Annotated in this window: 21 protein-coding genes; 5 read left to right on the top strand and 16 right to left on the bottom strand. The window is 41.8% G+C overall.

Annotated features, from left to right (window positions below; all coding sequences use genetic code 11):
• Positions 1–202: 202 nt before the first annotated feature.
• The 5 genes from MTR82_RS17175 to MTR82_RS17065 all read right to left on the bottom strand — a co-directional run bounded on the left by MTR82_RS17175 (position 203) and on the right by MTR82_RS17065 (position 3,529).
• Positions 203–370, bottom strand: a complete 168-nt coding sequence (locus tag MTR82_RS17175) for a helix-turn-helix domain-containing protein (RefSeq protein WP_425023667.1) — start codon at positions 368–370, stop codon at positions 203–205.
• Between the two features lie 343 nt (positions 371–713).
• On the bottom strand, positions 714–2,732 hold the full coding sequence (locus MTR82_RS03805; RefSeq protein ID WP_246807806.1) for an alpha/beta fold hydrolase: 2,019 nt from the start codon (positions 2,730–2,732) through the stop codon (positions 714–716).
• A 297-nt stretch (positions 2,733–3,029) separates the two neighbouring features.
• Complete coding sequence (locus MTR82_RS17075) at positions 3,030–3,209, bottom strand: glycerol-3-phosphate responsive antiterminator (protein WP_267882922.1); 180 nt, start codon at positions 3,207–3,209, stop codon at positions 3,030–3,032.
• 40 nt (positions 3,210–3,249) lie between these two features.
• Positions 3,250–3,321, bottom strand: coding sequence for a hypothetical protein (locus MTR82_RS17070; protein WP_279577009.1), 72 nt, complete (start codon positions 3,319–3,321; stop codon positions 3,250–3,252).
• Between the two features lie 25 nt (positions 3,322–3,346).
• Positions 3,347–3,529, bottom strand: coding sequence for a glycerol-3-phosphate responsive antiterminator (locus tag MTR82_RS17065; RefSeq protein ID WP_279576964.1), 183 nt, complete (start codon positions 3,527–3,529; stop codon positions 3,347–3,349).
• Positions 3,530–3,792: 263 nt separating this feature from the next.
• On the opposite strand from MTR82_RS17065, the gene MTR82_RS17060 reads away from it, so the two are divergent.
• Positions 3,793–3,990 carry a MepB family protein gene (locus MTR82_RS17060; RefSeq protein ID WP_251476569.1) on the top strand — a complete coding sequence of 66 codons (198 nt, stop codon included), beginning with the start codon at positions 3,793–3,795 and terminating at the stop codon, positions 3,988–3,990.
• On the opposite strand, the gene MTR82_RS03795 is transcribed toward MTR82_RS17060, so the two are convergent.
• The 5 genes from MTR82_RS03795 to MTR82_RS03775 all read right to left on the bottom strand — a co-directional run bounded on the left by MTR82_RS03795 (position 3,942) and on the right by MTR82_RS03775 (position 7,194).
• Positions 3,942–4,727, bottom strand: coding sequence for a nucleotidyltransferase domain-containing protein (locus MTR82_RS03795; protein WP_246807805.1), 786 nt, complete (start codon positions 4,725–4,727; stop codon positions 3,942–3,944). The genes MTR82_RS17060 and MTR82_RS03795 overlap by 49 nt on opposite strands.
• Before the next feature lie 710 nt (positions 4,728–5,437).
• Positions 5,438–5,809: a hypothetical protein gene (locus tag MTR82_RS03790; RefSeq protein WP_246807804.1), complete on the bottom strand. Its 372-nt coding sequence runs from the start codon at positions 5,807–5,809 to the stop codon at positions 5,438–5,440.
• Between the two features lie 34 nt (positions 5,810–5,843).
• Positions 5,844–6,311 carry a hypothetical protein gene (locus MTR82_RS03785; protein WP_246807803.1) on the bottom strand — a complete coding sequence of 156 codons (468 nt, stop codon included), beginning with the start codon at positions 6,309–6,311 and terminating at the stop codon, positions 5,844–5,846.
• A gap of 13 nt (positions 6,312–6,324) precedes the next feature.
• On the bottom strand, positions 6,325–6,669 hold the full coding sequence (locus MTR82_RS03780) for a hypothetical protein (protein ID WP_246807802.1): 345 nt from the start codon (positions 6,667–6,669) through the stop codon (positions 6,325–6,327).
• A 129-nt stretch (positions 6,670–6,798) separates the two neighbouring features.
• Positions 6,799–7,194: a hypothetical protein gene (locus tag MTR82_RS03775; RefSeq protein ID WP_246807801.1), complete on the bottom strand. Its 396-nt coding sequence runs from the start codon at positions 7,192–7,194 to the stop codon at positions 6,799–6,801.
• Between the two features lie 122 nt (positions 7,195–7,316).
• Between MTR82_RS03775 and MTR82_RS03770 the strand changes: the two genes are divergently transcribed.
• Complete coding sequence (locus MTR82_RS03770; RefSeq protein ID WP_246807800.1) at positions 7,317–7,613, top strand: hypothetical protein; 297 nt, start codon at positions 7,317–7,319, stop codon at positions 7,611–7,613.
• A 53-nt stretch (positions 7,614–7,666) separates the two neighbouring features.
• Here MTR82_RS03770 and MTR82_RS03765 read toward each other — a convergent pair whose 3' ends face one another.
• Both MTR82_RS03765 and MTR82_RS03760 read right to left on the bottom strand, forming a co-directional pair.
• Positions 7,667–8,185 (bottom strand): hypothetical protein, encoded by a 519-nt coding sequence (locus MTR82_RS03765; RefSeq protein ID WP_246807799.1) that lies wholly within the window; start codon positions 8,183–8,185, stop codon positions 7,667–7,669.
• A gap of 60 nt (positions 8,186–8,245) precedes the next feature.
• The gene (locus tag MTR82_RS03760) at positions 8,246–8,545 is read right to left on the bottom strand and encodes a hypothetical protein (protein WP_246807798.1); all 300 of its coding nucleotides are present in this window, start codon (positions 8,543–8,545) and stop codon (positions 8,246–8,248) included.
• Positions 8,546–8,931: 386 nt separating this feature from the next.
• Between MTR82_RS03760 and MTR82_RS03755 the strand changes: the two genes are divergently transcribed.
• Together MTR82_RS03755 and MTR82_RS03750 are read left to right on the top strand one after the other, a co-directional pair.
• The gene (locus MTR82_RS03755) at positions 8,932–9,321 is read left to right on the top strand and encodes an RDD family protein (RefSeq protein ID WP_246807797.1); all 390 of its coding nucleotides are present in this window, start codon (positions 8,932–8,934) and stop codon (positions 9,319–9,321) included.
• Between the two features lies 1 nt (position 9,322).
• A complete protein-coding gene (locus MTR82_RS03750; RefSeq protein WP_246807796.1) occupies positions 9,323–9,505 on the top strand; it encodes a hypothetical protein in 183 nt (60 codons plus the stop codon).
• 263 nt (positions 9,506–9,768) lie between these two features.
• Here MTR82_RS03750 and MTR82_RS03745 read toward each other — a convergent pair whose 3' ends face one another.
• Complete coding sequence (locus MTR82_RS03745) at positions 9,769–10,251, bottom strand: WapI family immunity protein (RefSeq protein ID WP_246807795.1); 483 nt, start codon at positions 10,249–10,251, stop codon at positions 9,769–9,771.
• A gap of 205 nt (positions 10,252–10,456) precedes the next feature.
• Here MTR82_RS03745 and MTR82_RS03740 point away from each other — a divergent pair, with 205 nt between their 5' ends.
• Positions 10,457–10,933, top strand: coding sequence for a hypothetical protein (locus MTR82_RS03740; protein ID WP_246807794.1), 477 nt, complete (start codon positions 10,457–10,459; stop codon positions 10,931–10,933).
• A gap of 86 nt (positions 10,934–11,019) precedes the next feature.
• Here the strand turns inward: MTR82_RS03740 and MTR82_RS03735 are convergent, their stop codons facing one another.
• The 3 genes from MTR82_RS03735 to MTR82_RS03725 are packed head-to-tail and all read right to left on the bottom strand — an operon-like array spanning position 11,020 to position 12,989.
• Positions 11,020–11,388, bottom strand: a complete 369-nt coding sequence (locus tag MTR82_RS03735) for a hypothetical protein (protein WP_246807793.1) — start codon at positions 11,386–11,388, stop codon at positions 11,020–11,022.
• A gap of 9 nt (positions 11,389–11,397) precedes the next feature.
• The gene (locus MTR82_RS03730) at positions 11,398–11,895 is read right to left on the bottom strand and encodes a hypothetical protein (protein WP_246807792.1); all 498 of its coding nucleotides are present in this window, start codon (positions 11,893–11,895) and stop codon (positions 11,398–11,400) included.
• A gap of 29 nt (positions 11,896–11,924) precedes the next feature.
• Positions 11,925–12,989, bottom strand: coding sequence for a DmpA family aminopeptidase (locus MTR82_RS03725; RefSeq protein WP_246807789.1), 1,065 nt, complete (start codon positions 12,987–12,989; stop codon positions 11,925–11,927).
• Positions 12,990–13,141 lie beyond the last annotated feature (152 nt).

Here is a 13,141-nt window from a genome sequence, read left to right as displayed (position 1 = left end):
TGGCATAAAAGCTATCTTTCCTTTTTTAAGGAAGATAGCTTTTATGTTTATTTAATACCGATAACTAAATTGTCGTGATCAGCTTCAACCACTTCTAATGTAGTCCAACTAAGTTGATCGATTTCTCGGATTCTTACAATGTTCTTCTGAAGAGCCAGTTAAAGGAAGTGGTACATTCTGCATAAGCAGCAACCTTTCCGATTTACTGTTTTTCCAAACAACGATAAATGGCGGCTCGGGAAACATTCCATTTTTCAGCCATATCTTTGATTGGTGTTTTTTTGCTTGAGATTTTCAAACAAGCAGAAATTTTCCAAGAGGATTTCAAATCATTCGAAATCCCGAAACGCGTCAAGCATGATTGGGACATTCTCCTCCAGGTGGAATGCCTTGATATGTGGAGTCAGCTAATCAATCCCCCTTAGTTGATGCTTACACTTTACAGCGCCATCCTACATTGATGGTGCTTTTCCTTTTGGAAATATCAATATCAGTTTCTCACAGAGCGTTATAAAGTACACAAAAGAAAAGGCCTTATTTGTCTATTTTTTTATTCATAAACACGGTTTAAATAAAATAATCCTCTATTATTAACAAAAAAAGGGCTTGTAACATGACTGAACCGCACCCCAAATGGTAGACACTTAAAAAAGTGACCCATTTGGGGTGCGGTTCATTTATCCCTTCCCCCTTCCCCTTCATTCTTTAAATCACTAGAGTATTGTATAAAGAACTGTATTTGCTAAAGTAATCATCGTTAATAGAATTGTATTCAGAAATGCCCCAACATAGACATTTCCAGTTTTTCTGAAAAAGTAACGATTGTAAACTGCTGCTACCAAAAGGATCGGCACAAGACCGATTACAATAATCGATGATAATGACTCTGCAGGATAGCCGCCCGTCCCTGTAATGAACAACAAGCCATAATGATAGATCAAATATAGGATCAATCCACCGATAAAGTGGAGAATGGATATGCCATAACCTTTCCATCCATCATAAAAACTGCTGGCTGTATTGACATTGACTGATATTCCGATGATGAAATAGTAGATGAAGAATAATGGCGCATAGCGTAAAAGAGCCCATACATGCTGTTCTTCAAATGTTTTTACTGCTACGGTCCATAGACGGAAATCGACTTGGAAAATTGCATCCACTAAATAGAGGACAGCATATCCGATAATGACAGCAAGTATAGCGGTAACAAAAGTTGAGATGATCGTTTTGATGTTAGCACGTAATCCATAATTCGCGAAACGTGCTCCTTCTGCTTTTTTCGAAACAAAGTGATAACCAACCAAAATCATCAGCGTCACTATCGCAACATTGATAGCCCAGAAGAGAATTGGATTGACAGTAGCTCCGCCAAACCATTCGGTAGTCGCAAAAAATCGTTCCTGCTGACGGAGGAAAATATATTGTACGATGCTTAAGCCAAGAATTAGCCCCGAGCCCATTTTTACTGACTTGGCGGAATTTTTTACAAAGCTGAACAATAATATCAGCCCAGATAATCCAATGGCGGTCATGCTGATTTGACGCAGCAAGGTCATCCCTGTTTCATTAGCGCTGTATAATGCCGTAAAGAAAAGGGCCGGATAAAGCGCTCCCACAATAAGCAGTATATAACCAGCAAGTTTCGCACCATCTGATTTTGGTGCAGAAAGCGCCGCCGGACGCTCTGTGTAAACCCAATTGAAGAATGGAAGTTTCGTCAACAAGCTGATAACTGGAATGAAAAGGAGGAAGAAACCTATCAAAGCTATAAATGAAAACCATTCTTTCCACATCCATGTTTGTCCATCTTCACCGATTTCCACTAAATTACCGTAATCCGAAAAAGCTGTGTCATAGAAGTCGATTGCATATTCAGTAGACTGCTGTGAAAAATGATTCCATGGATGTGTTTCGTTAGGCTGGTAAATAATCCGTTGACCGCCATCCACTTCATAAAATTCACCCGCTTGCGCTGATTCCAATCCGCCTAAAAACCCAAGGCCTTCGGCTGTACTGACGTAGTCTTTCTTAACGACAGGCTGACCCGCCGCAGCCGCTTCTGCATTAAAGAAAAATTCATCGTAAACTCCAGCAATTTTCCCTGAAGGACGCGGCCCATAGGAAGCGTTGATTTGTTCGTCTGTATAGCCAAGTGTTTTCAACCACTGATAATCAGAACCCATCGTCAAGGAACTTTGAATTTTACGGATACCTGATTCCTGGAAATCAACCTCATCCAACATCACTGCGTGCGTTGAAGAGAAGCCACCCATGGAGTGCCCGGAAACAGCGATAATCCCATTTCCTTCGCCATCTTTCAATACATAATCCTGTTCATACATGTATTGGACCGCATCATACATAGCTTGCGGCCAGAAGGAGAAGAACGGAATCGGTTTCTCCATCGTTCCAGTAGAATGTCCATGATCATACATATCCAGCGCCAGGACTACATAACCCCGCTTAGATATTTCGATGGCTTGGGCATCCTGCATTTCACCAGAGTTCAAATACCCGTGCGTGGCGATGATTGTCGGCCTTGCCTCTTCGTCTGCCCCTTCTGGCTTATAAAGCAAACCCGACAGCTCTCCCCGCTCAGTGTCAAAATAAATACGGGACACATCTACATCCCCGCCGGCACTGTTAAAGCTAGCAGCAACTGCACTGCCGATACCAATAAGTAATAGTGCGACAATCAATAAAATTAATGGTCTTTTTACATTTTTCATGATGATCCCCCTTGTTTCACAAAGTTATTACTTGTAACTCAATGTAATTTTGATATCTGAACTCTCCCTCGACTCCTCCTATTCTCATACTCATCACACACAAAAAGACACATCAAATACCTTCGGGGCTTGCCCAAAGTACTCAATGTGTCTCTTAATCTCGTCACGAGCTGTTAACTTATACCTAGTATAATAGTTTATGAAAACGCTGTCAATTCAATCGCGTTAATTTTTCTAATTATTATAAATTCGTTTCTTATTCCTAACGGTCTTTTCATAATTTTACATTAGATGCAATTACAGCATAAGCCCCGGATTTGATAGCCATATGCCCTTTTGTTCGGTCAAGCCTCCGGTTATTACTGGTATCCCAGTGGCATTTTGAATCTCTTTAATAATACTTGGAATTATGCCTGGAAGTATTTCAGTAAATTCCGGTTGGATTTCCCGATATATCCATATTATGGGCGAGTGCATGACAATCCAGAGCAAACCATCTGTGACTCCCTATAATGCTTCATTTTTTTGCAGATGCAATGACATTTGCCCGCGTGGAAATAACTCCGTCGACTTTTACATTATTAAGCAAGTACCCTAAACCAAACTCATCGATTTTAAGACCTTGTAATAAAATCGACAGGCATTAGCGCTTCTTTGCCATGCTTCTTAGCAAATGTAACTGTACTTTCCACTTGGGAGAGGCGCGTCTCTAAAAAGATAATTCTTTCATGATCAGTTTTTAATACCTTCACCAGATCCTTCAGATTCCGGATTGCCGGGACGCTTTGGCTGCACATATTTTTCCTCCGTTCTGTTCACTCACATTTACTTTTCTATATAAGTTGAACAAATGTTTATTGGACTCGCACAACTTAAAACACTATAAGGAGCAAGAAATGAAAAACAGTAAAAATTGGTATAAGACTTTATCAGCTTCTATGATCGCAGTCGAGAAGGTGGTGCGCCCCAAAATCAGATTAGAACTCTAACTTTCGGGGTGCACTACCGGTCTCCTTTTTTCTATTTCATATTCTTAGATCTTCTTCGTCCCAGGGGAAAAATGGCGATAAGAATTTATCCAATCCGGGATAGTCCAAGCAGTAAACAAGCGATTCAAAGCCAAAAATGGCAATCATCCTACTTTCTGGATGCGTCTAACCCCAATGACTTGAATACAGAAAAAATAAACGATTTCTATTCTTGCAATCCTTATTCTTTTCCTTCGATCGAGTGTTCGCTAAACCAAGTAATGAAGTAATCCAAACAATTTAGGACATCATCTCTGTTGAGGGGCTTCTGGAGAAGAAGCCCTTCTTCAATTCCCTTGAAATATGCTTCATCCCGGAAATAATGCTGGAGAATTTGGAGATTTTCACGGATATCGGTGGACCAGCTTTCATCTCTCACCGCTACATAGCAATAAGCCCCCCTCACAATCCGCTTTAAAATGGACTGCAGCGTATACGCATCGGTCTCTTTTTCCAAAATCGCCTTTCGATAGCCGGCCAGTGTCTCCATAAGATCTTGGTTCATGGCCTGACAGATTCGAATATCGGGTTTCATTTGGGGCCATTTCACGGATAGATCCTCTCCATAAATGCAGCTGCAGACGTGCTTCAACCAAAATCCCCAATAAAATTGGTTCTCTTGTTTTAGGACTTCGGCTACGACTCCCATATCATAATCTACTTTTGGTACAAGCGGATTCAAGTGAACAAGCGCCGCTGTCTCACGATCTAAAAGGGCCTTTTCTTGCGGGAGCAGCGGGGATGTCAATAGGACTGATAAATCAATATCTGAAGTTCCTTGAACCGCCTCTCCTCTTCCTACACTGCCGTAGATATAGACGCTATGTACCTTAGCTCCTGCGCATCTTTTTAACATCTCAAGAATCTGATTCAGCAGTTCCCGATATACTGGATGGATTTTCTGTGTTGATGTTTGATTTAAGATATATCCAGCCGGATCAACGCCTATTCGTGTTGGAAATTGCATACTACCTCTTCCTTCCTATCCATAAAAATTGAAACTATTCTTTCCCCATGTCTGGCCCAACCTATTAAAGAATACTAAGTAGATGGGAAAATCCGATTAGCTTTCTCAAAAATACTCAATCCATACCAATACATATTTGTGAGCGTACGGTACTTTAGTGGCGGCTTGATACTTCAAACGAATTTCTATTTGTTTTGCAGTCAGGTACCTGTCCTGTCCCAAAAACCAATAGCCCCTTTTGGACAGCTTATAATAATACTTCCGGTTGTAATGATCTACTTCAATTTTGGTTCTTTTTACAAGGTCTGCTTCCCACCACTCCGAGAACCTTTTACTAATTGAACTTGCGGTGCGCTGGTGTGAATAAAAGACTTCAAAAAACAAATGCATATTTCTTCCTGAAAGAATCGTTACTGCTGTAATCCCCGAAAAGAGGCTTCATCAAAATTGCGGAAGAATCATTTTATCACCGGCAGTGACAAAGCGTACTAATTTGATAGCACCTAAAATGTATTCTGAAAATAATTAGCAATAATAGCTTGTTTCAGATTTAGCATTTTTTCGATAATTGCTATAAATCAAGTAGAAAGAAACCCAACAATCTTTTTTCGAAGAGGTTGTTGGGCTTCTTCATTAACACATACAAAATAGCACTTAAATTTAACGCAAGTTAACTCTAAAAGTGACGCTGAGTATTCAATATAAAATTTTCATTTCAAATACGCCCCGCTTTTCTCATCAAACCCTCTGCCCACTACCGCTTCCTTATTCATGTCTACATAGAGGACCAGATTTCCCGCAGATTGCGTTTCCGTATGGCGGAAAGTAACTTTGTAAAGAAGTTTTTTCGTGTAGCCGGAATCGATAACCTTTTTGATGGCCTCATCCACCACCGTGATTTCCACTTCGGAATCTTTTGGTGTTAACTGGATTAGTGATTCTTCTTCATCTGTTAAATCGTTATAGGCAACAAGCAGAATCGGCTGCTCAGGCGGTTCTAAGCCGGAATCATACCACTTCCACACACCGGCAATCAGGGCAGCTGCAATAAGTATGTGGATTAGCGGGTTGTCTTTCATCATGCTATGCCTCCCTCTATCTTTCAATTTCCTTTCATCAAGTCTTATATGGACTCTTTCTCTCAAATATTTCTTCAATTTCACGCCGGGCTCTCTCTGAATCTGATACATTTTCTAAAATCCCAAGTACTTCTTCAGTTTCTTTGTCCGTGATTCCATTAATAGCGAGATTGTCGTACAAATATAAAAGGCACGAAATAAGTTCCTCTTCTTGTTCAGGGCCATCAATATTTAAATGAAGTACGTCCCAAAACCACAGTTCCGCTTCTTCCAACGTCATCTTTCTTTCTAGGTAGTTATTAAGTATTCGCATGATTGCTTTTCTTGTCACGCTCAACTCGTTGTCTTCCGGATCTTCAAAAAGATGGCTGAATAAGCTGGAAATGATGCCTTCTTCGTGATAAGTATTCAATTTATAATAATTGCCGGCTTTTTTAATGACTTCTGCTCTTGGTATTTCGCCTCTGACATATTGATGCGCCGCTTTCAGGATCTCCTCTTTCATTCCATTCCCTCCTTTATTCGAATACGATAAGGCTCTCTACATCGTAATTAAAGATGGCATACAGAGGGGCAACTCGCGTATCGATGATTAACTTTCGCGTTTTAGCTTCGACTAATTTCGTTTTAGGAGAGGGATCTACTGCAATAAAAACGAAGTCATTGATTTCTGCTATCATGACGATAAAATTTATCAAAGCTTCATGCTGAATGAACGCTGTTTTTTTCAAGCTCCATGCAATATAGGAAGTTTTCTTGTCAATCTTCTCTTTCGTATAGGAAGGAACATCCGAATGGCACCCAATCCTTCCAGTAAAGAATTCGAGGTCTCCGTGCCTATAGAAACATATTGTCCTTCGCAATCTTCCAAAAAACTTAAGAGCTCTTCCCGATTTTGAAAATCGCAATAGTAGGATTGACTGTAATGCACCAAACGAATGGATGCTGCTCTATCTACGGGATAACCCGGGGTTATTTTTAACGGATTTTTTTCATACATCGGCTATTTCGTTCCTTTCTGCAATCCCTTCTACATCCTCATTTAATGGACCTATCCGGTTTCTTTTCGAATACATTTTCCCCTTCGGCAAATCCTTCCGGACACCAATTTCCTTCATCGATTTCCTCTTTTTCAAATTCTTCACGAAGAAAGGCAATCGCTTCTTCCCATCGATTAAAAATTTTAAAAGGGTATGGGGGCTGTCCTTCATCATTCCAAACTGCCCATCGTTGATCCGAAAGTTCAGTTGCTGACCACCAGCCATCAACTCCACAAGAAAAAATCGCGAATGTGGCCTCTTCCGCTTCTTTCCAATCCGCATAGCCAAGCTTTTTGGCAAATCGGTCATAATCTTTCCAAAAAAATCGCGAAGTTGTTTTCTAATCATCAAATCCCCCCTCCTTCCCGATTAGACCTCCAAATTCCGAAAAAAGTTTTATTCTAACTTTTTAACCAAAAAAGGGAATTTTTGATATAATGGATTTCGATCAACTGAAGCGGAGGCTACCTATGGAATTTACCAACTCAATCGACCCATTTCTCTTTCAACTTGTCCTTCTTCCCATTGTCGTGATTGGCATCGGCATCGCCGTGTCTCTTATCACCGGAAAGATTTTTATTGGCCCATTGGTGACACTGCTATTGAATCTGGCCTATGAAACCTGGTATTTCAGCAGCTATGGCTTTAGTGGAGGCATCTACTATTCACCTTGGAATCTGATACTGCCTGCAGTCTCGCTGGTTTTTTGCTGGATTGTGGTGTCTGTCAGAAAACAAATTATAAACGTAAGACAGGCGGATGTATAACAGCCGCCTTTTTTTATGCTAAAAAAGCCACCCTGCGGCAGTTTCTCATTTGATTAATCGGCTTCCAGCAATTTGGCCTGCAGGCCGTCCTGGTCTTCAAACTGAATTGAGCCAATCTTCCCTTCCTCCGGCACCATGGAATTTCCTGTGAAAGTGAACTCTCCAGTTTCTGCACTTTTTGTATAAGTCACCTTGAACGTGAAATCATACAAAGTCGGTTCCTGTTTATTCTGCGTAATCTCGATATCGGAAGGCACCAACTGATACTTCCCTGTATAGGCACTGTACATAAATGCTGGAGCGGTATTAATGAAATTCACATAGCCATTATCTGTGAAATGTTCAGCGTAGACTTTTTCCATGTATCCTGTAAATTCCTGATACACCGGCTCTTCCATCAAGGCATCAAAGCCAGCCTGATCCTCCAGTTTGCTTTGCGCAGCCATGGCCGGCACTTCTGTTTCTTTTTCGACCGCTTTCGGCGAGCACCCTGCTATGGAGAAAACCGCCCAACTTAATAATAAGAACGGCATTGTCGCTTTTTTAGCCAATTCCTTTGTAAACATCTCCACCCTGTATCCTCATCTCTCTTTTTTAATCGCTCTTTTACTTAAGTGAAACTGTGACAAGCTCTACAACCAGACCGAACGAATATATGTTAAAACTTTACGATAAAATAGAATAAATGGAGCTGCAGCAGCGGCAATACTTGCTGCAAAAAAGCCAATGGCATAAAAAAGAATATCGCTCGAAGGAATGCGGTCATTGATTTCAAAGAACAGAAAATAGACGCCGATGCCGGCGCCGTCAATTTGCTGCCTGCTGTCGAGCAAAGTAAAGCCATTTTTGATCAATAGAGAAGTCAGTATGAAAAAGAACAAAAACCCGCCGGCTTTCAAAAAATGGTTATTTACCGCACTTGTCTTCCGCATGACAATTCCTCTCAGTCATTGAATAATTCAACTGTTTCAAAACTCTGGTCATCTTTTTATCTGCTTTGATTCTTTTGCAGCTCCCTCGAAAATTCCTTTATTTGGATTTTTTACCTTATGTTACCCTGTCCTTACTTTATTTCTTGATTTAAAGGTGGTTATGATGAAAAATATCCGTTCTTATTATATTTAGTTTACTTTATAGGAGCTGCATTCCTCACTTTATTCTTTTTCCTTTTCCCAAAAGGCTCTTCCAAAAATGAGGCTGAAGAAAAATGAAACTTTCCCGGGAACCGACCAGTATAGTAATTTAGGCCAAGCAATTCCAAACGCCATTCAAGGTCTGAGATCGCTTGAAAACCATTTATTTGGGAAGGATGAACAAAATGGATAGGTTAACGAAAAAGAGAGTGAAAGGCATTCTGATTGATACGGCCGTTTCTACAGCAGTCTCTATCGCTATAGAACAGGCTATGAAAAAGAAAGTGAAAAATAGTTTTTTCTATGCAGTAGCGGCACCTTCGCTTGTGCTGTATGGCTTGGAATATGCCCAACTGCGGAGAAGCGGTCAGACGATTGGGCACAAAGCGGCAGGCATTCAAATTCAAAATGAAAACGGCGGAGAACTTACTCCGGAACAGATCATCAAACGCATGCTTTATCGCGATACTGCCAGTTCCATCGTGTATTTAAAAGACCCGAAAACATACAATGCTTCTGGCGGTGCTATATTCCCGCATGATGTGTATGCCGGAACCGTCGTAAAAGAAGTTTAAAATGAATATAACAATGGGGCTATCTCAAGAAGCGGTGAAACTGGCTTTAGGAGACAGCCTTTTTTTCATGCTGAAAATATTAGTAATGGGAAGTAAGCGGAAATTTAAAATGGCCATCCAACAACGGCTGTTTCGCCAATACCAAGGCCGAAAATCTAAATTGATCGGTTTGCAAGGCAGTTAAAGCCTTCTTTCAGCTCTTCCCTTTGCTGATAGCCTGTGGCTAAAGTGTAGTTCTCCATTTTCTTTCTCTCCTTTTCCCCTTGATCGCTCGTCATCCAATTATACACTTTTCTGACAATTAAATCGTTTCTGTTAGAAGTGTAAATATGGAAAGCAGCCCTTATCTCATTTACTCGGCGGCTTCTCATAAAAAACACCTTGCGATTTGCAAGGTGTCACATAGTTTACCAGGCGGATTCTTCAGCTAATCCAGAGGCGCAAAGTTTACTGACGCATGTTCCAGAACATGTTTCTTAGCAAGCCAGTCTCCTTTTCCGACTTTTCCAAAACCGGAAATTCCTCCAGCAATTCCTTCAGTTCCTGGATCAAAGCCGGCAAATAGCTTTGGTCGGCGCCTAGCGTAAATTGCAAAACGGTGTCGCCTCCCGACGGATAGGAAGTTTCGATTTCCCAAACAATCCCGCCCAGTGAATTCATTTCCCCTGTAATTTCCACTATTTTTTCTAGAGGTTCAAATGCAGCGGTTCCTTTTAGCTCGCTGTTCATGGCTTCGAGCTCCTTTAGAAATGAGGCAAATTCACCTGTTCGTAAATCGGCTTCAAAATTTGCTTTATAGCCTGGAATGTCTACAGATACCGTCGATGCGACCCAATCGCCGCTCCACGTTCCGCCCTCTTCAGGAAAGTTTCTTTCCAGAACGGCAATCTCGACTTTTCCGTCTTCACTCCAAATCGTCATTTTTCTCATTGTGATTCTGCACCATTCCTTAAAAGATTCAATTTGCTTTTGAAACGCCACTCCGTTTCCTTACCTTTTATCCGTATTAATGTAAATAACTTGATAAATTTCGGATATATCCCTCAAAAACTTCTTTATTTTCTTTCTTTCATCACGCATACTAGGAAAGAAATGATGAATTTCTTTCAAAATGAATATTTAAAGGGGAAAATTAATGAATTCGACCATCCATTTACTTGCACCAAGCACATTGGCGCTGGATCATTATTATAAAGTTTATCCAACCAAATCTTCTCTTGTTTTCGCAAAAGTCGGCGGCCAGTTTTATGATAAAGCGAGCGACGATAATCTGCCGCTCGTTGTGGGCCTTGCCTTTATGGCTTTTCGAAAGCTCATTTTAACCAAACGCATCGAGAAACGGGAAGCTGCCGTCGATCGCCAAATGAGCGAGAATCCGCAAAGCCTGCTTGCGAAAAAAAACAATTTCGAATTCCATTCTACAGCCATCCGTAAAGCAGAAATGAAAACCAAGTCCACTTTCCATACGGCCGGTACGGCTACCGGAACCCTTCGCTTCTATTTGAACGACGGCAGCGAAAAAAAGTTCACGATCCCTTCTTTTGTCCCGACTGAAAAGGTTGTCAAATTTTTTGAAGAGCAGCAGATTCAGCTTGATCTGATCACCAAATAAAAAAGAAATCGGCTTTAAGCTGATTTCTTTTTTATTTTTGCTTTGGACGCTTCAACAAAAAACGCGGCGGCGGTCCAAAACCTTGTTCAGCTTCGAAATAAGCCAACTCCCCGGGAATGCAGGAAAATAATGGATGGCATGCCAAAACCGACAGCCTGTTCTATGGCTTCGAGAAGCGGCATCTCTTTTCCATCATTTTTTTCATTATAGGAGAGGGAATAGACGGCCTTTTCGGCTCCTTCAGCTTTTAGCAGCCTATAAATGGCTTCCGGATCTGAATTAGGAGGCGCTACTTCAATCATATATTTCCCCTTTAACATCCTCCTGTATTGATGGCAAAGACGATTTAAAGCCTGGTCCCGCTTCTTCGGAGAAAATAATTCATGCAGCACTCTTTCCTGCACATCTTTTTCGAAAAATGCTTTGACGATTTCTTCTTCCCGCTCTTTTCTCACCTGCTCACCTCATTTATTTTTCTCCAAATCCTTCGTTTCGTATGGTTCACTTACGACCACTTTTCCATTTTCCGGGTTCACCAGCAAATAAATTTGTTCGTTGGCTGGCGATTGCCCCGTGAAAAAGTAGGCACTATCCGCTTCAAAAGGATTCCAGGAATTAGCCAGAAGAGTAGGAACAGTCGTCGCCTCTACTTGCCCCAGTTGATAGCGCCCTGACACTTTATGCTGAGCCTCTTGTTGCGTGAGTGCTGGAAGCGCCAAGTAAATGGCCAGCCCCAGTACAAGCAGGAAACCGGAATACGCCACATATCGTTTTTGGGGTAGCAGATACTTAAAAATGAGAACGTGTAAGACAATCAGCGTAACCGGCAAACTTAGATTCATAACGTTACTGTAGAGTTGGTCGTTTAGAAGGATTAACACTATGAGAAGCACTCCTGATAAGAGTGCGCCTCCTTTATAGCTTCCTAACCCTTTCTTTGCTTCGTCCTTTTTCCTATCCATCTTTTCACTCCTGCTTTGCGGACTTCTTTTTAAATAAGAGATATGCCGAATTCTTCAATTAAATCTTTAAACGCGGGGCGAGAGTTTCCATCGCGTCCAACGACCGCTTCTGCAGTCACAAGTGAGTTCAAGACGGCTTCTTCCACCGCTTCGCCTACTGCCCGAAAAGCGATGTCCATTTCTTCTTCGTGGATTTGTTTAATTTCCAAAAGCTGCGCAGGTTTATCATGCGGGATTTTCGCCGCTGTGGAAAAGCCGAGGACGATTTCCCCGCTGCCATTCGTAATGATGGAGCCTGTTCTCGATAAGCCCGCTACTGAACGTTTAAGGATCCGGTTCAATTGCCGCTCGGATACCGGAAGATCCGTTGCCACAATAATCATGACCGAGCCTTTGTCTTCTTCTTTATGGGAATCCGACATCGCTTGTTTCAATTCTTTGCCGACTGCTTTGCCTTTGACCAACAAATCGCTTAAGATGCCGAAATTGGACAGCACTAAAACACCGATTGTATATGCTCCACTCTCCATGTCCATGATGCGGGAAGCCGAACCGATGCCGCCTTTGAGCGAATAGCAAAGCATTCCTCTTCCTGCTCCAACCGCGCCTTCTTCAAATTCGATGCTTGCATTTTCCAGTGCTTCGCGCACATGTTCCGGTTTTACGTGCTTCGCCCGGATGTCATTTAAGAACATGTCGTTGCATTCCCCGATGACCGGATTGACCGTGCCCGTTGTCCGGCCAATTTCCGGATTTTGCTCCATCATGTAATCGATCAGTGTATCCGCTGCCGTCCCGATGCCCAGTGTATTCGTCAACAAAATCGGCGTTTCCAAAGTTCCAAGTTCCGCCATCTGGATTGTCCCCATCGTTTTCCCGAACCCGTTGATAACATGGCTTGAAGCAACTAATTTTTCTTTAAAGAGATTTCCTGGATGCGGCAATATCGCGGTCACCCCTGTCTGCATATTGCCGCCGCTGAGTGTCACATGTCCTACAGACACGCCTTCGACATCGGTGATTGCATTACGCGCTCCGGTCTTCAGCCGGCCAACTTCCACACCGTAATCACGTATTCTTTTTTGATTAAACATCGCTTCTCCCCCTGCACATTTATTTCATTTTTCTTATAGAAGCCTTCCATAGTACCCGATAAAATTCCTGCTATGTTACACAAAACAATGGGCTTTCATCAATTCTACCATTTCCACCTTGTTGAATAGACAAAATAAAAGCAGGCCTATTC

This window comes from Planococcus ruber, from assembly GCF_022819085.1.
GTDB classification, from domain to species: domain Bacteria; phylum Bacillota; class Bacilli; order Bacillales_A; family Planococcaceae; genus Planococcus; species Planococcus ruber.
The sequence above is the reverse complement of the archived record's forward strand: the minus strand, read 5'-3'. Positions and strand labels throughout refer to the sequence as shown.